The sequence below is a fragment of the Bradyrhizobium sp. 35 genome, assembly GCF_023073215.1.
Taxonomy (GTDB): domain Bacteria; phylum Pseudomonadota; class Alphaproteobacteria; order Rhizobiales; family Xanthobacteraceae; genus Bradyrhizobium; species Bradyrhizobium canariense_D.
Genome location: NZ_JADPJC010000053.1, coordinates 144,864 through 163,845, shown reverse-complemented (window position 1 = coordinate 163,845; position 18,982 = coordinate 144,864). Strand labels below are relative to the sequence as shown.

At 64.8% G+C, this 18,982-nt stretch carries 15 protein-coding genes; 6 read left to right on the top strand and 9 right to left on the bottom strand.

From position 1 onward, the window contains the following. Nucleotides 1-7: 7 nt before the first annotated feature. Nucleotides 8-955: an alpha/beta hydrolase gene (locus tag IVB36_RS11095; protein ID WP_018453339.1), complete on the bottom strand. Its 948-nt coding sequence runs from the start codon at nt 953-955 to the stop codon at nt 8-10. A 219-nt stretch (nt 956-1,174) separates the two neighbouring features. On the opposite strand from IVB36_RS11095, the gene IVB36_RS11090 reads away from it, so the two are divergent. Together IVB36_RS11090 and IVB36_RS11085 are read left to right on the top strand one after the other, a co-directional pair. Further along, nucleotides 1,175-1,636: an Hsp20 family protein gene (locus IVB36_RS11090; RefSeq protein WP_026232515.1), complete on the top strand. Its 462-nt coding sequence runs from the start codon at nt 1,175-1,177 to the stop codon at nt 1,634-1,636. 316 nt (nt 1,637-1,952) lie between these two features. Next, on the top strand, nt 1,953-2,723 hold the full coding sequence (locus tag IVB36_RS11085) for an alpha/beta hydrolase (RefSeq protein ID WP_018453337.1): 771 nt from the start codon (nt 1,953-1,955) through the stop codon (nt 2,721-2,723). A gap of 241 nt (nt 2,724-2,964) precedes the next feature. Here the strand turns inward: IVB36_RS11085 and IVB36_RS11080 are convergent, their stop codons facing one another. Then, complete coding sequence (locus IVB36_RS11080) at nt 2,965-3,714, bottom strand: hypothetical protein (protein ID WP_247391487.1); 750 nt, start codon at nt 3,712-3,714, stop codon at nt 2,965-2,967. 492 nt (nt 3,715-4,206) lie between these two features. Between IVB36_RS11080 and gltB the strand changes: the two genes are divergently transcribed. Both gltB and IVB36_RS11070 read left to right on the top strand, forming a co-directional pair. Continuing rightward, on the top strand, nt 4,207-8,940 hold the full coding sequence (gltB, locus tag IVB36_RS11075; RefSeq protein WP_026232514.1) for a glutamate synthase large subunit: 4,734 nt from the start codon (nt 4,207-4,209) through the stop codon (nt 8,938-8,940). Nucleotides 8,941-9,088: 148 nt separating this feature from the next. Continuing rightward, complete coding sequence (locus IVB36_RS11070; protein WP_018453334.1) at nt 9,089-10,540, top strand: glutamate synthase subunit beta; 1,452 nt, start codon at nt 9,089-9,091, stop codon at nt 10,538-10,540. A gap of 161 nt (nt 10,541-10,701) precedes the next feature. Here the strand turns inward: IVB36_RS11070 and IVB36_RS11065 are convergent, their stop codons facing one another. Next, entirely contained in the window at nt 10,702-10,968 is a 267-nt protein-coding gene (locus IVB36_RS11065; RefSeq protein ID WP_018453333.1) for a hypothetical protein, read from the bottom strand. A gap of 12 nt (nt 10,969-10,980) precedes the next feature. After that, the gene (locus tag IVB36_RS11060; protein WP_247299314.1) at nt 10,981-12,750 is read right to left on the bottom strand and encodes an outer membrane beta-barrel protein; all 1,770 of its coding nucleotides are present in this window, start codon (nt 12,748-12,750) and stop codon (nt 10,981-10,983) included. Between the two features lie 190 nt (nt 12,751-12,940). Here IVB36_RS11060 and IVB36_RS11055 point away from each other — a divergent pair, with 190 nt between their 5' ends. Further along, a complete protein-coding gene (locus tag IVB36_RS11055) occupies nt 12,941-13,948 on the top strand; it encodes a KpsF/GutQ family sugar-phosphate isomerase (RefSeq protein ID WP_166520846.1) in 1,008 nt (335 codons plus the stop codon). A 95-nt stretch (nt 13,949-14,043) separates the two neighbouring features. Here the strand turns inward: IVB36_RS11055 and IVB36_RS11050 are convergent, their stop codons facing one another. After that, nucleotides 14,044-14,601 carry a carboxymuconolactone decarboxylase family protein gene (locus IVB36_RS11050; protein ID WP_018453330.1) on the bottom strand — a complete coding sequence of 186 codons (558 nt, stop codon included), beginning with the start codon at nt 14,599-14,601 and terminating at the stop codon, nt 14,044-14,046. Nucleotides 14,602-14,673: 72 nt separating this feature from the next. On the opposite strand from IVB36_RS11050, the gene IVB36_RS11045 reads away from it, so the two are divergent. Further along, nucleotides 14,674-15,012: a helix-turn-helix domain-containing protein gene (locus tag IVB36_RS11045; protein ID WP_204512442.1), complete on the top strand. Its 339-nt coding sequence runs from the start codon at nt 14,674-14,676 to the stop codon at nt 15,010-15,012. 111 nt (nt 15,013-15,123) lie between these two features. Here IVB36_RS11045 and IVB36_RS11040 read toward each other — a convergent pair whose 3' ends face one another. The 4 genes from IVB36_RS11040 to hemH form a co-directional block, all read right to left on the bottom strand. Next, on the bottom strand, nt 15,124-15,570 hold the full coding sequence (locus IVB36_RS11040; RefSeq protein WP_007597152.1) for an NfeD family protein: 447 nt from the start codon (nt 15,568-15,570) through the stop codon (nt 15,124-15,126). Between the two features lie 70 nt (nt 15,571-15,640). Beyond that, complete coding sequence (locus IVB36_RS11035; RefSeq protein WP_007615156.1) at nt 15,641-16,642, bottom strand: SPFH domain-containing protein; 1,002 nt, start codon at nt 16,640-16,642, stop codon at nt 15,641-15,643. Nucleotides 16,643-16,916: 274 nt separating this feature from the next. Then, the gene (locus IVB36_RS11030) at nt 16,917-17,891 is read right to left on the bottom strand and encodes an ABC transporter substrate-binding protein (RefSeq protein WP_018453328.1); all 975 of its coding nucleotides are present in this window, start codon (nt 17,889-17,891) and stop codon (nt 16,917-16,919) included. Nucleotides 17,892-17,916: 25 nt separating this feature from the next. Beyond that, the gene (gene hemH / locus IVB36_RS11025) at nt 17,917-18,954 is read right to left on the bottom strand and encodes a ferrochelatase (protein ID WP_018453327.1); all 1,038 of its coding nucleotides are present in this window, start codon (nt 18,952-18,954) and stop codon (nt 17,917-17,919) included. Nucleotides 18,955-18,982: the final 28 nt, after the last annotated feature.

Here is an 18,982-nt window from a genome sequence, read left to right as displayed (position 1 = left end):
CCTCCCCTCACTTGAACAGCGGCGTGCCTGGCACGAAGGCGTCGAAGGCTGCCCAGAATTGGGAACGGTAGCGGTCCTGCTCCTGGAGAATCTCGTGCTTGGCACCGGCGATCACGAGATGGGAGCCTGCGCGCAAATGATAGGCGAACTCCTCGATCGCCGCGATCGAGACCACGGTGTCGCTGGAGGCCGCCAGCATCAGGATCGGCTGACGGATCTCGGACGGGTAGTTTTTGCCCTTGAAGGTGTTCATCGCGCGGAAGGCGGTATCGGCCCAGGCGACCGTCGGTGACGCGAGCCCGAGGGTCGGATCCTCCTCCAGGATTGCGGCATTGCGCGCATAGCGCACGGGGTCGCTGGTCAGCGGATTGTTGATGAAGGGATTGAGCCCGGTGATCTGGTCGCTGCCGCCGGGGACATAACGGCCGCCCATCCCCAGCACGCGCATCGTCTTCAGCAGAGCCCGCGCCGGAAACGAGGTGGCGCGGCCGGGGAGGTCGATCATCGGCGCAGACAGCACCATGCGGTCGAACCAGCGCTTGCCCGCATGCGCCACCCGCAGCATCACGGTGCCGCCCATGGAGTGGGCGAGCGCGAAGAAGGGCGGCGGGCAATCCGGCAGCACCACCTGCTGCACGAAGGTCTCGACGTCGATCTCGAAATCAGCGAAGTCGCGGACATAGCCCTTGCGCGGATCGCGCAGGCGGCGCGAGGAGTGGCCCTGCCCGCGCCAGTCGATCATCGCCACCGCAAAACCGCGGTCGCGCAGGTCGCGCACGGTCTCGAAATACTTCTCGATCTGCTCGCTGCGTCCGGTGAAGACGCAGACCGTGCCCTTGCGGTTCGCCGGCGGTGCCCAGCGCGCAAAGCGCAGCTCGACGCCATCAGGGGTCTTGATGGTGCCGCTGACGACGTCTTCGGGAACGGGATTGGACGGTATCGAGACCAGCGTCATGATGGGGAGGGCTTGGGCACGAAGAGCTGCAAATCAGGGGCGGGAGCGCCGAAAAGGCTGAGTATCCGCCCTCTTGAACGCCGTTCCCCTGAACCCATATCACCTTGGTGCAGGCCGCTACCAGTGTTTCGGAACCGGAACATCAGGCTGCACACAGACGAAAGCCCGGCCCGATTGGCGGGCGGGTTACTCAACAGTCGCTCAATGGAGGACTTGACCATGCGTACCTACGACCTGACCCCCTTCTACCGTTCCACCGTCGGCTTCGACCGTCTCTTCAACCTGCTCGACCAGGCCGGTTCGGACGGCAGCCCCGGTTATCCCCCCTACAATATCGAGCGTACCGGTGAGAACGACTACCGCATCACCGTTGCGGTTTCGGGCTTTGCCAAGGATGAGCTCTCCATCGTCGCGAAGGAAAACACGTTGACGATTAAGGGCGAGAAAGTCGCCAACGAGAACTCGAAGGCCGAAGTGCTGTACCGTGGCATCGCCGCGCGTGCCTTCGAGCGCGCCTTCCAGCTTGCCGACTTCGTGCAGGTGAAGAACGCCTCGCTCGAGAACGGGCTGCTTCACGTCGACCTCGTCCGTGAGATTCCCGAAGCGAAGAAGCCCCGCCACATCGCGATCAACACCGGTGCGCAAGGCGCACAGGTGATCGAGAACTCGGTAGCCGCGTAAATCACGTCGGCCGCTTCCAGGTTGCGAAAACGCCCCGGTGCCCCGGGGCGTTTTTTTGTTGGGCTCTCCTCGTCCCGGCGAGAGCCGGGGAATCCTGCCGCGAGATCGATCAATCGTGCACGGAAGAAATACCGAACGACGGATCTGCCATACCTTACCAGAGAGGATGGTCTCGGTCGTCGCCGGGACGTCACCGATTGCTGAACGGCCGTGCTGGACTGTTGCGCCGCATCACAGAGCGGTGAAATGGCGTAACACCGCCGCCCCGCGCATCGTCTTTTGGATATCGAACCCAAAAACAAGACGGAGAACAATCATGACTTTCTGGCGCAGCCTTTTCGTCGCCGCGAGCCTGCTGGCGGCCCCTCTCAGCCTCGCTCACGCGCAGACGCCGCAGACCGTAAAGGCCAAGAACGTTGTGCTGGTGCACGGCGCCTGGGCCGACGGCTCAAGCTGGTCGGAAGTGATCCCGATCCTCCAGGCCGCAGGGCTCAACGTAACTGCCGTGCAAAATCCGTTGTCGTCGCTTGCGGATTCCGTCGAGGCGACCAAGCGCGTGCTGGCCGAACAGGATGGTCCGACCGTGCTGGTCGCGCATTCCTGGGGCGGCACCGTGATCAGCCAGGTCGGCACCGACCCGAAGGTCACCGGCCTCGTCTATGTCGCCGCCCGTGCGCCCGATGCCAACGAGGATTTTGTCGCGCTGTCGAAGCAGTTTCCGGCGGGACCGGCACGCGCCGGCGTCGTCGAGCGCGACGGCTACACCAAGCTGTCAGAAGACGCCTTCCTGAAGTACTTCGCCAATGGCGTTAAGCCGGAGCAGGCCAAGGAGCTCTACGCCGTGCAATGGCCGACGGCCGCCTCGATCTTCGCCGGTCGCACCACGGAGGCGGCATGGCATTCCAAGCCGAGCTGGTACGCGGTGTCGAAGAACGACTACACCATCAATCCCGATCTCGAACGCTTCCTCGCCAAGCGCATGAACGCAACCACGATCGAGCTCGACGCCGGCCATCTGTCGCTGGTGTCGCATCCGAAGGAGGTGGCGAATTTGATCCTGGAAGCGGCGGGGTATGGCCGGAGCTGAGCCGCGCTCGTCATGGTTCAGAAGGCGCCTGAGTGCTGAGACGCCTTCTGTTTGCGCTAACTCTCTCCCCAACCTCGTCCTGGCGAAGGCCAGGACCCATAACCACAGGGAGGAGTTTGGCGAAGATTCGGAGTTCGGTACTCCCGCGTCACTCATATGATGCACCTCGCGGTATGGGTCCTGGCCTTCGCCAGGACGACACCGTTGGGGTGATGCGGGCCATCGCCTCAAACGCCCGCGCTTAGTCCAGCCCCTGTGCCGCCGGCATCTCCTGCGTAGGCAGGATAGTCGCGGCAGGCTTGACCTGACCTACGGTTGGCGCGGCGGCTTGCGGTGCGACCTCAGCGGGCTTGGACGGCACGGCGGCCGCGGTCTGCGTCACAGGTTGTGCCTGCGGCACCTGGGCCTGCGGCGTCGCAGGCTCGGCCGGCTTGGCGGGGACGCCCGGGGCCTCGCGCGGCGGAGCCGCCTTGGGCAGCGGCACGGAACGGCTGGCGACATGCGGGATCGGGGCCGGAGGGCGGGGCGGACCACTGCGGACCATGGTCGGCGGCGGCAGCGCGCTTTGCGGGCGGTAAGGTGCAACCGCAGGCTGCTCGTAGCCGGGTGCCATGCCGTAGGCGTCGGCAGCCGGCATGAGGCGCAAAATCCTTCCGTCGCGGGCATCGATCACGAGCCGGCCGTCCTCCCCCCGGCGGTCAATCACCGCGATGGTGTAGACGCCGCCGCGCAGGCGCGGGATGCCCAGTGGAGAGAAGCCGTTCTCGCGCAGCACCGCGTAGACCTCGGTCGATGGCAGCAGCACCGGGGCCGGCCCGCGTTCTTCGTAGCCATAGCCGTAGCGCGGCGGCGGCGCGGCCTCCGACGGCGCATAGGGGGCGTCGAAATCCGAGACCGCGATCATCGCCCCTCGCGCTGGAACCTGCGCTTGAGCCGCGGTCGCGGCCAGCGCCAGCGTGGCGGCGGCCACACATCCTGTGAAAAACTTCATGGTCGAGACGCTCCTGTCAGGCCCCCGGATGGATCGCGCTCTTTTGCTTCTTGCGGCGTGGCGGGTCTTCCAAAGGGTTGATCCGAAGCTTCATTGGGGATTCCGGCGTCGGCAGGGCCGGATCAGGGCGCGTTTGCTTCAAAACCGGGGCCGCGCAACTTTTGGAAAGCGATTGATTGACATATGGGGAATCGGGACTTGCGCGCGCTTGTGTGATAGACAAAAATTTGGCAAGGTGATGGTTAGGACAGGAAGACTGTCTCAATTTTGCTTGCGGTTCCGGCATAGGGATTGCAACGAAAGTCGGTGCTTTCGAGCGCCAAGAAGGCAACAGGCAAAGCCGTTCTCGGGGACGAAGAACGCCTTGGCCTGAATTTAAGAAAATGCGGCTCGCGAGCGGACGAGCGGTGACCCAGAAGCGGGTGCCGCGGGACGCCCAAGGTGCGCCGAAGATGGCGGTGAGGCAGCTTGCCGCATGGAGAGGACGAGAACATGAACGGGTCGCAAGTCGAGCGCGGAAACATCGTGGCAGAACAACTGTCGGCGACGGTCGCCTCGAAAACGACCGATCCGATTCAGGAACACAATTCACGGCCGCCGGCCGTAGGCCTGTACGATCCGAGCCTGGAAAAAGATTCCTGCGGCGTCGGCTTCATCGCCAACATCAAGGGCCAGAAGTCGCACGAGATCGTCGCGGACGCGCTCAGCATCCTCTGTAACCTCGAGCACCGCGGCGCCGTCGGCGCCGACCCGCGCGCCGGTGACGGCGCCGGCATTCTGGTGCAGATCCCGCATGCTTTCTTCAGCCGCAAGGCGAAGGAGCTCGGCTTCGTGCTGCCCAATCCGGGCGAATACGCCATCGGCGCGTTGTTCATGCCGCGCGACACTGCCTGGCGCAACGTCATCAAGAGCATCATCGCCGACCAGATCAAGGAAGAGGGCCTGACGCTGCTCGGCTGGCGCGACGTGCCAACCGACAATTCCTCGCTCGGCGTCACCGTAAAGCCGACCGAGCCCGCCTGCATGCAGGTGTTCATTGGCCGCAACGGCACCGCCAAGACCGAGGACGATTTCGAGCGCCGGCTTTACATCCTGCGCAAGTCGATCTCGCAAGCGATCTATCAGCGCCGCGACCGCGGCCTCGCCGGCTACTATCCGTGCTCGATGTCCTGCCGCACCGTGATCTACAAGGGCATGTTCCTCGCCGACCAGCTCGGCAAGTACTATCCCGATTTGCACGAGAAGGATTTCGAGAGCGCGCTGGCGCTCGTGCACCAGCGTTTCTCGACCAACACCTTCCCGGCGTGGTCGCTGGCGCATCCCTACCGCATGATCGCGCATAATGGCGAGATCAACACGCTGCGCGGCAACGTCAACTGGATGGCGGCGCGCCAGGCCTCGGTGAGCTCCGAGCTGTACGGCAAGGACATCAACCGGCTCTGGCCGATCTCCTACGAAGGCCAGTCGGACACCGCCTGCTTCGACAACGCACTCGAATTCCTGGTGCAGGGCGGCTACTCGCTGCCGCACGCCGTCATGATGATGATTCCGGAGGCGTGGGCCGGCAATCCCTTGATGGATGAGAAGCGCCGCGCCTTCTACGAATATCATGCAGCCCTGATGGAGCCGTGGGACGGCCCCGCCGCGATCGCCTTCACCGACGGCCGCCAGATCGGTGCCACGCTGGACCGCAACGGCCTTCGGCCGGCGCGCTATCTCGTCACCAAGGACGACCGCATCGTGATGGCGTCCGAGATGGGCGTGCTGACGATTCCCGAGGACCAGATCATCACCAAGTGGCGCTTGCAGCCCGGCAAGATGCTGCTGGTCGACCTCGAGCAGGGCCGCCTCATCCCCGACGACGAGATCAAGGCCGAGCTCGCAAGGAGCCATCCCTACACGGAGTGGCTGGAGCGGACCCAGATCGTGCTGGAAGAGCTGCCGAAGGTGCCGACCACCGGCGTGCGCTCCAACCTGTCGCTGCTCGATCGCCAGCAGGCGTTCGGCTACAGCCAGGAAGACATCACCATCCTGATGACGCCGATGGCCTCCACCGGCGAGGAAGCCGCAGGCTCGATGGGCAACGACACGCCGATCTCGGCGCTGTCGGCCAAGGCCAAGCCGCTGTTCACCTACTTCAAGCAGAACTTTGCGCAGGTCACCAATCCGCCGATCGATCCGATCCGCGAGGAGCTGGTGATGAGCCTCGTCTCCATCATCGGACCGCGGCCGAACCTGTTCGACCTGCAAGGCCTAGCCACTACCAAGCGCCTCGAAGCGCGCCAGCCGATCCTGACCGACGCGGACCTCGAAAAGATCCGCTCAATCTCCGAGGTCGCCGAGTCGCACTTCAAGTCGCGCACGCTGGACACCACCTTCCACGCCGGCCTCGGCGCGGCCGGCATGGACCAGGTGCTGGACGAGCTCTGCGCGCGCGCCGAGAGCGCGGTGCGCGAGGGCGTCAACATCATCATCCTGTCCGACCGCATGGTCGGCACCGACCGGGTTCCGATCCCGTCGCTGCTGGCCTGCGCCGCCGTGCATCATCATCTGATCCGCACCGGATTGCGCACTTCGGTCGGCCTCGTCGTCGAATCCGGCGAGCCGCGCGAAGTGCATCACTTCGCCTGTCTCGCCGGCTACGGCGCGGAAGCGATCAATCCGTATCTGGCGTTCGAGACCATCATCGCGATGAAGGACCGCCTGCCCGGCTCGCTCGACGACTACGAGATCGTCAAGCGCTACATCAAGTCGATCGGCAAGGGCCTGCTCAAGGTGATGTCCAAGATGGGCATCTCGACCTACCAGTCCTATTGCGGCGCGCAGATCTTTGACGCCATTGGCCTGAAGGCGGAATTCGTCGGAAAATTCTTCGCGGGCACGCACACCCGCGTCGAGGGCGTCGGTCTTGGCGAGATCGCCGAAGAGGCGGTGCGCCGTCATGCCGACGCGTTCGGCGACGCGCTCGTGTACAAGACCTCGCTCGATGTCGGCGGCGAATATGCCTATCGCAGCCGCGGCGAGGACCATGCATGGACCGCCGAGTCGGTGGGGCTGCTCCAGCACGCCGCGCGCGGCAATTCGCTGGAACGCTACCGCGCCTTCGCGAAGATCCTCAACGAGCAGTCGGAGCGTCTCCTGACGCTGCGCGGCCTGTTCCGGATCAAGAATGCGGACGAAGAGAAGCGCAAGCCGGTACCGCTCGACCAGGTCGAGCCGGCCAAGGACATCGTCAAGCGTTTCGCCACCGGCGCGATGAGCTTCGGCTCGATCTCGCGCGAGGCGCACACCACGCTCGCGATCGCCATGAACCGGATCGGCGGCAAGTCGAACACCGGCGAAGGCGGCGAGGAAGCCGACCGCTTCAAGCCGATGCCGAACGGTGACAGCATGCGCTCGGCAATCAAGCAGGTCGCCTCGGGCCGCTTCGGCGTCACCACGGAGTATCTCGTCAACTCCGACATGATGCAGATCAAGATGGCGCAGGGTGCAAAACCCGGCGAAGGCGGCCAGTTGCCCGGCCACAAGGTCGATGCCACCATCGCAAAGGTCCGGCATTCGACGCCGGGCGTCGGCCTGATCTCGCCGCCACCGCACCACGACATCTACTCGATCGAGGATCTGGCGCAGCTCATCTACGACCTCAAGAACGTCAACCCGGACGGCGCGGTCTCGGTCAAGCTCGTCTCGGAGATCGGCGTCGGAACCGTAGCCGCGGGCGTCGCCAAGGCGCGCGCCGACCATGTCACCATCGCGGGCTTCGAGGGCGGCACCGGCGCTTCGCCGCTGACCTCGATCAAGCACGCCGGCTCGCCGTGGGAGATCGGCCTCGCCGAAACCCACCAGACGCTGGTGCGCGAGCGGCTGCGCAGCCGCATCGTGGTCCAGGTCGACGGCGGTTTCCGCACCGGCCGCGACGTCGTGATCGGCGCGCTGCTCGGCGCCGACGAGTTCGGCTTCGCCACCGCGCCCCTGATCGCGGCCGGCTGCATCATGATGCGCAAGTGCCATCTCAACACCTGCCCGGTCGGCGTCGCGACCCAGGACCCCGTCCTGCGCAAGCGCTTCACCGGCCAGCCCGAGCATGTGATCAACTACTTCTTCTTCGTCGCCGAGGAGGTCCGCGAGATCATGGCCTCGCTCGGCTTCCGCAGCTTCAACGAGATGATCGGCCAGGTGCAGCTGCTCGACCAGACCAAGCTGGTCGCGCACTGGAAGGCCAAGGGGCTCGATTTCTCCAAGCTCTTCGTCAAGCAGAAGGAAGAGAAGGGCCAGAAGATCTATCACTCCGAGCGCCAGAACCATCATCTGGAAGCGGTGCTCGACCGCACGCTGATCGAGCAGGCGACGCCTGCGCTCGACCGCGGTGCGCCGGTGAAGATCGAGGCCAAGATCAACAGCACCAACCGCTCCGCGGGCGCGATGCTGTCGGGTGCGGTCGCCAAGATCTACGGCCATGCCGGCCTGCCGCATGAGACCATCCATGTCAGCCTCAAGGGCACCGCCGGCCAGGCCTTCGGCGCCTGGCTGGCGCAAGGCGTCACCTTCGAGCTCGAAGGCGAAGCCAACGACTATGTCGGCAAGGGCCTCTCGGGCGGCAAGATCATCGTCAAGCCGCCGGCCAACAGCGGCATCGTGCCGGAAGAGAGCATCATCGTCGGCAACACCGTGATGTACGGCGCCATTCAAGGCGAGTGCTACTTCCGAGGCATCGCCGGCGAGCGTTTTGCCGTGCGCAATTCCGGCGCCGTGGCGGTGGTCGAGGGCGCCGGCGACCATTGCTGCGAATACATGACCGGCGGCATCGTGGTCGTGCTCGGCAAGACCGGACGCAACTTCGCGGCCGGCATGTCCGGCGGCATCGCCTATGTGCTGGACGAGACCGGCGACTTCGACAGGCTGTGCAACATGGCGATGGTCGAGCTCGAGCCGGTGCTGTCGGAAGAGCTGATCAACGCCGGCACCTATCACCACTCCGGTGACCTCGAAGCGCACGGCCGGGTCGACGTGTTCAAGGACCTGCTCGCCTCCGACGTCGAGCGGCTGCACGTCCTGATCACGCGCCATGCGAAGGCGACAGGCTCCAGGCGCGCCGCCGACATCCTGGCCAACTGGAAGGACTGGCTGCCAAAATTCCGCAAGGTGATGCCGGTCGAATACCGGCGCGCGCTGCGCGAGATGGCCGCCAACGCGGACGCCGAGCCGAAAATCGCGATCGGGGCGTAAGAAATATCAGCGCCCGTCATTGCGAGCGTAGCGAAGCAATCCAGACTTTCTCCTCGGATGCAGACTGGATTGCTTCGAAGCTCACGCTCCTCGCAATGACGACGAGAGAGAAACACAACGAATTTAAGCGGCAGGGACTTCGGGTTTAATGGGCAAGATCACGGGTTTTCTCGAAATCGAACGGCATGACCGCAAGTACACCCCGGTCGCCGAGCGCGTGAAGCATTTCCACGAGTTCGTCGTTCCCCTCTCCGAGAAGGAAACGCGCGACCAGGCCGCGCGCTGCATGAATTGCGGCATTCCCTATTGCCACGGCACCGGCTCGGTCTCGCCCGGCACGCCCGGCTGCCCGGTCAACAACCAGATCCCGGACTGGAACGACCTCGTCTATCAGGGCAACTGGGAAGAAGCCTCGCGCAATCTGCACTCGACCAACAATTTCCCGGAGTTCACGGGGCGCATCTGCCCGGCGCCGTGTGAGGCGTCCTGCACGCTCAACATCGACGACAACCCCGTCACCATCAAGACCATCGAATGCGCGATCGTCGATCGCGCCTGGGACAATGGCTGGCTGAAGCCCGAAATCGCCGCCCATAAGACCGGCAAGAAGGTCGCGGTGATCGGCTCCGGTCCGGCCGGCATGGCCTGCGCGCAGCAGCTCGCGCGCGCCGGCCACGACGTGCATCTGTTCGAGAAGTTCGCCAAGGCCGGCGGCCTGCTGCGCTACGGCATCCCCGACTTCAAGATGGAGAAGGGCATCATCGACCGCCGCGTCGCGCAGATGGAAGGCGAAGGCGTCACCTTCCATTACAACAGCCATGTCGGCGCCGACGGCAATGTCGACCCACGCGAGATGCTCAACGAGTACGATGCCGTGGCGCTGACCGGCGGCGCCGAAGCCCCGCGCGACCTCCCGATTCCCGGCCGCGACCTTGCCGGCATCCACTATGCCATGGACTTTCTGCCGCAACAGAACCGCCGCGTGTCGGAGGAACCGTTGAACGGCGTCCAGGAGATTTTGGCCGGTGGCAAGCATGTCGTCGTCATCGGCGGCGGCGACACCGGATCCGATTGCATCGGCACCTCGCTGCGCCAGGGCGCGCTCTCCGTGACCCAGCTCGAGATCATGCCCGCCCCGCCGGAGCACGAGAACAAGGGCCTCACCTGGCCGAACTGGCCGCTGAAGATGCGGACGTCCTCCAGCCAGGCCGAAGGCGCGATCCGCGAATTCGCCGTGCTGACGCAGAAGTTCACCGGCGAGAACGGCAAGGTCAAGAAGCTGCACTGCGTGCGCGTCGACGACAAGTTCAAGCCGATCGCCGGCACCGAGTTCGAACTCGACGCCGACCTCGTCCTGCTCGCGATGGGCTTCGTCCATCCCGTGCACGAGGGCCTGCTCAAGATGCTCTCGGTCGAGCTCGACCCCCGCGGCAACGTCAAGGCCAACACGCTGGACTATCAGACCTCACGCCCCAACGTGTTCACCGCCGGCGACATGCGCCGCGGCCAGTCGCTGGTGGTCTGGGCCATCCGCGAGGGCCGGCTGTGTGCCCGGTCGATCGATACGTTCCTGATGGGGAAGACGGATCTGCCGCGGTAGTTGCTTGGCTCGCTGTCAGATTTACAAACGGTGTCATCGCCCGCGAAAGCGGGCGATCCAGTATTCCGAAACAGTTGTGATTTACCGAGAAGCCGCGGCGTACTGGATGCCCCGCCTTCGCGGGGCATGACGGCGGAGTAGATGGCGAGAGCGACGGGGCCTTAGCCCAAGACGTGCGGAAAGTGCTGTGCGTCCCACTCGTCAAGCCGGAACAGCACCTTACCGTATTCGAGAAGCTTGTCGTTCGGCCGATAGGGACGCGCCGAAACTTCGACGTCCGAGGCTACTTCACTGGGCATCAGGTGAAAGTGGTCGTTGGTCTCGCTCAGGGCGAGCAGTTCCTTGACGAGAAGGTCTCGGCCTTCGGGATTGAGCCATAGCTCGAATACTCCAGCCGAGTTGATGTCCAAAGTAATCCGAGCCGCCACGGGGCCTCCCCTCTAATTCTGCAACCTCACCCCGACCATCACCACCGTCGCCTGCGAGCTTGACCCCGGCTGGTTCGAATCCAGGATGTCGTGGCGGAGCGTGCCCTTGATCCAGATGTTGCGGTTGAGCTTGTAGATCAGATTGCTTTCGAACGAGTAGGTCTTGTCGTTACGATTCTGGCCCTGATAGTCGTAGGTGCCGTAGGTGAATTTGCCCACTGCCGTAAGCCAGCGGCGGAAATCGTGATCGACTTCGACCCCGTAGGTGTGCACCAGCACGCCGGAGGAGCCGGGGACGGTGGTCTCGGCGATCTGGGTGTCGGTGGCGAATTTCACCGTGGTGAGGCCGCTTGCACTCCAGATCAGCGAGCCCGAGGTCAGGAAGCCCGCGAGCTGGCTCAGGCGCGGGTCGACATAGTTGCGCGCGGAATAGCCGACCGAGACCTCGCCGATGAGGATCCGCGAGAACTCGAAGGACGTGCCGACCTTGGCGTAGCCGCCGTTCGAATCGCGGAAATAGCCGTTGCGGTCGGCGGCCAGGTCATGGACGCGGGTGTCGCCCTGGATCTCGACGAATGGCTTCAGCCCCGGCTTGAGATCGTAGGAGAAGCGTCCGACGCCGCCATACTGGTTGAAGTCGCGATCGTCGTTGCTGAAGGTCGAGCCGTCGGTCAGTTTTGAGTTGGTGTAGGCGGTGCGATCGACAGTGGCGCCGGCCGCGATCTGGAAGCGGTTGAAGCTCTGGTCGAAGCCGACGGTCGTGCCATAGGCGGCATAAACAGGATATTTTTGCAGGCCGGCCTGCACGTTCGGGCTGCCGGGATTGTCGGTGGCGAGCCGCAGGCGCAGCTGCGTGGTCAGCTTGAGATCGCGATTGACGTCGAGGCGGCCGTCGACATGGCCGTTGAAGTCGGGGCGGTCGACCTCGACCGGCGAAGGCGAGGCAAAGCCGTCGATCGTCGCCGGCATGTTGTTGGTGTAGCCCGAGAACGAGCCGCGCAGATCCGCGACCAGCGCGTGGCGCTCCCAATCGGACGCCACGAGGAGATCGGGTGCAACCACATAGGCCGGCGAGCCGACCGGCTTGTTCAGACGCGCCGGATTGGTGTCGTAACCGGTGGAGAGCTCGAGCCCGCCCTTGATCAGGAAACTGCCGGCATAGTCGCCGACCGCGCCGAACGCATCGTCATCGGCCTTGAGGCGGCGGCGTAGCGGCTGGCCGGGCACGGTGCCCGCCATCGCCGCCGGCACGGGCGCCTTGTTGGCGGAGGCGGACGGGGGCGGCGCGATCTTCGGCGAACCGAGCGTGGATGGCGGCGGCGTAGTGGTCGGCGCCCGCGAGCCGGGACCAGCAGGGCGCTTCGGCTTGGGCTGACCCGGATAGAACTTCGGCTGCTGCCGCTTGCGGTTCAGCGAGTCGTAGCCGGAGCTGCTCGCACCGTTGGCGGCCGGCAGGCCATAGGTCGGGACCTGGCTGGTCGCGTTTTGGTTCGTCGGGTTCTGCCATGGGCGCGCCGGCGTCTGCTGGCGCTTGCGAAAGTCGGAGTTGGGATCGGGCAGCGCCGGCAGCGCATCCGACGGTGCCTGCGGAACGCCCGCGGTGCGGCGCGTCGGCAGCGTGTCGGGCGAAGCGAAGCCACCGCGGTTGGGACTGAACAGGTCGGGGGTGAGGCTCTGGGCGGCCACGGGGGCGCTTCCGAGGACCGTCAGCGCAAAGCACGGCAAAGCCGCGCGCAGGAAATGCGCGCGTTTGCTCCGGCTCGTGCCTGGAGACGACCCCACGATGGAAGAACTCCAACGAAATCAAACACTTTCGCGATTGTCCCCACCGATCGGCGGGAACTATCGTTAATGGAGTTAAAACAATTATGGTTAACGACCGGTTGAGGGTCGGGTCGGGCTCGTCGCCTCGAAGGCCGCGGCGTGTTAAGCAGGCGCCAACGGGCGAAGGCCCCTCCTCCTGGACCAGAACATGCCGAGTTCGAAACCGCTGATGACCCAATCATCCGGCCCCATTCCCGACAGCGTCGAATCCGCACTCCGCACGCTGGAAACGGAGAGCGGCGGTATCAACGCGCTCGCCGCCGCCCTGCGCGGCCCGCTTGGCGCGAGCTTCGCCCAGGCGGTCGATCTGATCCGCAACGCGAAGGGCCGCGTCATCGTCACCGGGCTCGGCAAGTCGGGCCATATGGGCCGCAAGATCGCGGCAACGTTGGCCTCGACCGGCACGCCCGCCTTCTTCGTGCACACCGCCGAAGCCGCCCATGGCGACCTCGGCATGATTACCACCGACGACGTCATCATGGCGCTGTCCTGGTCCGGCGAGCAGCCGGAGATGAAGACTCTCGTGAACTATTCCGCAAGATTCGCAATCCCGATGATCGCGGTGACGTCGAACGCGGCATCCTCGCTGGGACAAGCGGCCGACGTCGTGATCGAGCTGCCGAAGGCGCGCGAGGCCTGCCCGCACAATCTGGCGCCGACCACCTCGACCCTGATGCAGGCCGCGATAGGCGATGCGCTTGCGATCGCGCTGCTCGAAGGCCGCGGCTTCACCGCGCTGGAGTTCGCGCATTTCCACCCCGGCGGCAAGTTAGGGGCGATGCTGAAATTCGTCCGCGACTACATGCGCACCGGTGCGGAAATCCCGGTCAAGCCGCTCGGCACCAAGATGTCGGACGCGGTGATGGAGATGTCCGCCAAGGGTTTGGGGTGCGTCTGCATCGTCAACGAGGCGAACGAGGCTCTCGGCATCATCACCGACGGCGATCTGCGCCGCCACATGCGGCCCGACCTGCTGACGGCGTCGGTCGACGACGTCATGACCAGGCAGCCGAAAACCGTACCGCCCTCGATGCTGGCCACCGAGATGATCGAGGTGCTCAACACCCGCAAGATCACGACGCTGGTCGTGACCGAGGCGGACAAGGTGGTGGGCATCGTGCACCTGCACGATCTGCTGCGGGCAGGCGTGGCGTAGGGAGCCACTCACCGTCATTGCGAGCGCAGCGAAACATCCAGAGTGCCACCGCGGAAAGACTCTGGATTGCTTCGCTACGCTCGCAACGACGGCGGCTAGAGCGGCGCAGGAAATCTTGCCGCCGTCTCCTCCAGCGGCAACCGCAGTCCGTTCGCCAGATACGAGACCGTGCGGTAGAAGCCGCACAGCAGCATGATCTCCAGGATCTGCGCCTCGTCGTAATGCGCCGACAGCGCAGCGAACTCAGCGTCGTCAAACGTCGCGCTGTGATGCAGCGCGTCGACGGCGGCGATCAGCGTCTGCTCGGCCGGGGACCAGCACGACGACGCCGCATCACCCTGCACGGTGGCGCGCACTTCCTCCTCGGTGAGTTTCGCCGGCCCGGCAAAGACCGCGACATGCACGCCCCATTCATATTCGCATTTGTTCAGCGCGCAGGTGCGGTCGATCACGATCTCGCGCTGGCGCAGCGACAGCGGTCCGGGATCGAGCAAGCCGCCGGCGCGAAACTTGTCCCAGGCGCGGGTGTGGCCCGCCATGACCCGGAACAGCAGCAGTGGCGGCGCGCCGCGCATGATGCGGTCGAACTGGGCCTGGATCTCCGGGGGATAAGGCGGGGTGAGCGGGGCAATGCGCGCTGTGACCGGGGACATTGGCCGCCTCTCTTGCTACATTTAACGTAGCATGAAGCTACACTATTTGTAGCACCGCGCAAGGGGGCGACGATGGCGAAACAGACCACTTCGAGATCGCGCGGCGTCCGTGGCCCGCGCAGCGGGCGGCCGATCATGGTGCTGCTCGACCTCCTCGGACGACGCTGGAGCCTGCGAATCCTGTGGGAGCTGCGCGACGCCCCCCTCACCTCGCGCGCATTGCGCACCGCCTGCGACGAGGCCTCGCCGACGGTGCTGCAGGCGCGGCTGGACGATTTGCGCGAGGCCGGGTTCGTGGAGCTCGGCGAAGCCGGCGGTTACGCGCTGACGGCGCTCGGGCGGGACTTGTGCGAGACGTTCATGCCGCTGCATAGGTTTGCGGAGCGGTGGCGCAGCAAGAGCGGCGCGTAAGTCTGGCGATGCCGTCCCGACTAGCTCGTCATGCGAGCGAAGCGAAGCAATCCAGAATCTTTCCACCGGCAGCAGTCTGGATTGCTTCGCTGCGCTCGCAATGACGGTGGACTAAGCCGCCGCCACCGTCAGATTCGCGCCGTCCACTTGCACCACCTTCACACGCGTGCCCGCCGGCGTATCGGGACCTGCGACGCGCCAGACGGTGTCGCCGATGCGCATGGTGCCGTTGCCGTCGACGATCGGCTTCTCCAGCGTGAACTCGCGGCCGAGCAGCGCATCCGCGCGCTTGTTGAGGAAGGGGCTGGCGGCAATTGCATCCGGCTTCGGCCGGGCGAGCCGACGCCAAACCGGCACGGCGGCGGCGGCGAAGATCGCGAACATCACGAGCTGGATCTGCCAGGATATCGCCACTCCGAACGAGATCAGCCCGACCAGCAGCGCGGCGAGCCCGAGCCAGAACAGGAAGACTCCCGGCGCCAGCACCTCCAGCGCCATCAGGATGAAGCCGAAGATCAGCCAGTTCCAGGTGCCGAGCGATACGAACATGTCGGTCATGACACGACCTCTTTGAAATGGCGCATGCCCTTGTCGGAAAACCGGTGTCCACTTTTCCGGGGCATGCGCTTTACCCCTGCCGCGGCGGCACCGCCGGGGGCGTGCTCCCAGTCGTCGGCACCGAACCGCGACGAGCGGCGGCAGCGGCGGATGCAGCACTCTCGCCGAACGTCGCCTTGGCGATCTCGCCGATGCCGGCGAGCGAGCCGAGCATGCTGGTGGCCTCGATCGGCAGCATGATGATCTTCTGGTTCGGCGAGTCCGCAAACTGCCCGAACGCCTTGATATATTTGTCGGCGATAAAGTAGTTCAGCGCCGCGACGTCGCCCTTGGCAATGGCTTCACTGACCATCTGCGTCGCCTTGGCCTCAGCTTCCGCCGACCGCTCGCGTGCTTCGGCGTCGCGGAAGGCGGCCTCGCGGCGACCTTCCGCCTGGAGGATCTGGCCCTGCTTGGCACCCTCTGCGCGCAGGATCTCGGACTGGCGTGCACCTTCGGCCTGAAGGATGTCGGCGCGTTTGACGCGCTCGGCCTTCATCTGTCGGCCCATGGCTTCGACGAGGTCCGCCGGCGGCACAATGTCCTTGATCTCGATACGATTGACCTTGAGGCCCCAGGGCGAGACGGCGGCATCGACTACACGCAGCAGGCGCTCGTTGATTTCGTCGCGGTGCGACAACACCTGGTCGAGATCCATCGAGCCCATCACCGAACGGATGTTGGTCATGGTCAGCACGGTGACGGCTTGGGTCAGGTTAGAGACCTCGTAGCTCGCCTTGGCGGCATCGAACACCTGAAAGAAGGCGACGCCGTCGACCGTCACGGTGGCGTTGTCCTTGGTGATCACCTCCTGCTCGGGAATGTCGATCACCTGCTCCATCATGTTGATCTTGCGTCCGACGCGATCGAAATAGGGCACGATCAGATTGAGCCCGGGGCTCAGCGTCTGGGTGTATTTGCCGAACCGCTCGATGGTCCAGTCATAGCCCTGCGGCACCGTCTTCACGCCGGCCACCAGCGTGACGATGACGAGCAAGACCAGAACAATCGCGAAAATGTCGAAACCGCTCATATTTCCTCCAAGGCGGAAAAGATTGGCGGGAAAAGGCCTTTTCCGCGCTGTCATTGGTCGGGATCACGACCCCAAGGGTTCAGTAAAGTATTCAGTAAAGAGTTCAGAAGGATTCAAGGCTCAGCGGTCGTGCCTGATTTCGGCATCGGTAGGATTCTACACAAGACACCGGGAGAGGGAATGGTCGCGATTATGTATTTGCGAGGCGCTCTTGAAAGCGTGCTGGCGCACACCTAGCGACGACGTTAACGAATCCGGCGGTCGCAGCCAAATCCTACTCGATGACCTCGTTCGCGGTTGCGAGCAGGCTTGGCGGAAGCGTGACGCCGATCGCCTTGGCCGTCTTCAAGTTGATCGCCAGCTCGAACGTGGTCGGATTCTGGACCGGCAAGTCGGCCGCTCGCGCACCCTTCAGGATGCGATCGATATAGGTGGCGGCGCGGCGGAGCTGCTCGGCGCTGTCGGTGCTGTAGGACATCAAGCCACCCTCGTCGACGAAGGTCCGGCTCCAGAACACCGCCGGCACGCGCGCTTCATTGATGGCTGCCAGGAGAAGCGCACGGTTGGACATGGTGAAGAAATCCGGCAGCACCAGCAGGCCGCCGTCTTTCCGCAAGGCCAGGGCGGCGATCGAGGCCGTGTCATGGACCGGCGCGGGCACCACCGTCACATCGAGCGCGCGGCCGGCGTCTTCGATCGTCCGCAGCATCAGCGGCGCGAACGGCGCGGTGGCGGGATTGTAGACGACGGAAACGCGTGACGGCTTTGGCACGACCTGCGTAAGCATCTCCAGCCATTTGCCGGCCAGCGGGCCGTCGTAATCGGTGAAGCCGGTGATATTGCCGCCGGGATGGGCGAGATTCTGGACAAAGCCCTGGCTGACAGGATCGGTGACGACGGCGAAAACGATCGGGATCGTCGTCGTGCGCTGGCGCAGCTCCTCCACTGAGGGCGTGCCGACCGCAAGCAGGATGTCGGGCTTGAGCGCCACGAGTTCGTCGGCGAGTTGCGCGATCCGCGCGCGGTCGCCGCCGCCGTTGCGCCAATCGATCTCAAGGCTGCCGTCCTCCTTCCAGCCATGGCCGGCAAGCGCCTCGACCAGGACCGCGCTACGCGTCTGCCCGATCGCATCGTCCGCCGCAGTGACCGAGAGCACGCCGAGCCGGCGCGTCGCATTCGCTTGCGCCAGCACCGAGGCCGGCAGCATCGTGGTCACCCCAAGAAGCGCCAGAACCTCGCGGCGGTTCATGGGGCGCTCCTCGGATCCAGGCTCACTATATCCAGCCCTGGAGCTCGCGCAGCACCAGCGTTCGGATCACATCCATGCCGGGGTCGCTGTCGTTGAGGCAGGGGATCGCGGAAAACTGCTCCCCGCCATTGTGCTTGAAGATCTCGGCATTCTCCTGCGCGATCTCCTCCAGCGTCTCCAGGCAGTCGGCGGAAAAACCCGGCGTGATCACCGCGATACGGCGCACGCCCTCTTTCGCCAGACGCTCCATGGTCTTGTCAGTGTAGGGCTGCAGCCACTCGTCGAATCCGAAGCGCGACTGGAAGGTCAGCAGCAGCTTTGTCTCGTCCATGCCGAGCCGGCGCCGCAGCGCCTCGGTGGTCGCCACACATTGGTCCTGATAGGGGTCGCCCTTGTCGACATAGGCCTTCGGCATGCCGTGGAAGGAGGCGACGATCAGCTCTGGCTTGAACGACAGGCTCACCAGATGCGTCTCGATCGAGGTGGCGAGCGCCTCGATATAGGCTTCGTCCTCGTAGTAAGACGGCGTCACCCGCAGCGTCGGCTGCGCGCGCAGCCGCGCAAGCACGCGAAACACCTCATCGCAGACGGTGGCCGACGTCGCGGCGGAATATTGCGGATAGAGGGGGACGGCAAGAATGCGATCGCAGCCCTTCGCAATCAGCGCATCGACGCCCGACTTGATCGAGGGATTGCCGTAGCGCATAGCCCATTCCACCGTGACCTGGTCGCGGTCCGACAGCATGGCTCCGAGCTTGTCGCTCTGCGAGCGCGTGATGGTCTTGAGCGGCGACTCGTTCTTCTCGGTGTTCCAGATCTTGAGATAATCGCGCGCCTTGGCGCGGGGGCGGGTGCGCAGGATGATGCCGTTCAGCACCAGCTTCCAGATCAAGCCCTGATCCTCGATGACGCGGGCGTCCGAGAGGAACTCCTTCAGATAGACCCGCACGCCGCGCGCGTCGGCGGTATCGGGCGTGCCGAGATTGACCAGGAGTACGCCGACGCGCGGCTGGCCGGACTGAGGCAGCGGCTTCGTGGTCTTGAGAGGGGCTAGGGTTGTCATGCTCGTTGGGTCGCGCGTTGCCCCGAGC

Coding starts and splice junctions, on each gene's coding strand:
- IVB36_RS11030 (WP_018453328.1), bottom strand. CDS start 17,891: ATGAACCGCCGCGAGGTTCTGGCGCTTCTTGGGGTGACCACGATGCTG.
- IVB36_RS11035 (WP_007615156.1), bottom strand. CDS start 16,642: ATGAGCGGTTTCGACATTTTCGCGATTGTTCTGGTCTTGCTCGTCATC.
- IVB36_RS11050 (WP_018453330.1), bottom strand. CDS start 14,601: ATGTCCCCGGTCACAGCGCGCATTGCCCCGCTCACCCCGCCTTATCCC.
- gltB (WP_026232514.1), top strand. CDS start 4,207: ATGAACGGGTCGCAAGTCGAGCGCGGAAACATCGTGGCAGAACAACTG.
- IVB36_RS11090 (WP_026232515.1), top strand. CDS start 1,175: ATGCGTACCTACGACCTGACCCCCTTCTACCGTTCCACCGTCGGCTTC.
- IVB36_RS11070 (WP_018453334.1), top strand. CDS start 9,089: ATGGGCAAGATCACGGGTTTTCTCGAAATCGAACGGCATGACCGCAAG.
- IVB36_RS11045 (WP_204512442.1), top strand. CDS start 14,674: ATGGCGAAACAGACCACTTCGAGATCGCGCGGCGTCCGTGGCCCGCGC.
- IVB36_RS11085 (WP_018453337.1), top strand. CDS start 1,953: ATGACTTTCTGGCGCAGCCTTTTCGTCGCCGCGAGCCTGCTGGCGGCC.
- IVB36_RS11040 (WP_007597152.1), bottom strand. CDS start 15,570: ATGACCGACATGTTCGTATCGCTCGGCACCTGGAACTGGCTGATCTTC.
- IVB36_RS11095 (WP_018453339.1), bottom strand. CDS start 955: ATGACGCTGGTCTCGATACCGTCCAATCCCGTTCCCGAAGACGTCGTC.
- hemH (WP_018453327.1), bottom strand. CDS start 18,954: ATGACAACCCTAGCCCCTCTCAAGACCACGAAGCCGCTGCCTCAGTCC.
- IVB36_RS11080 (WP_247391487.1), bottom strand. CDS start 3,714: ATGAAGTTTTTCACAGGATGTGTGGCCGCCGCCACGCTGGCGCTGGCC.
- IVB36_RS11055 (WP_166520846.1), top strand. CDS start 12,941: ATGCCGAGTTCGAAACCGCTGATGACCCAATCATCCGGCCCCATTCCC.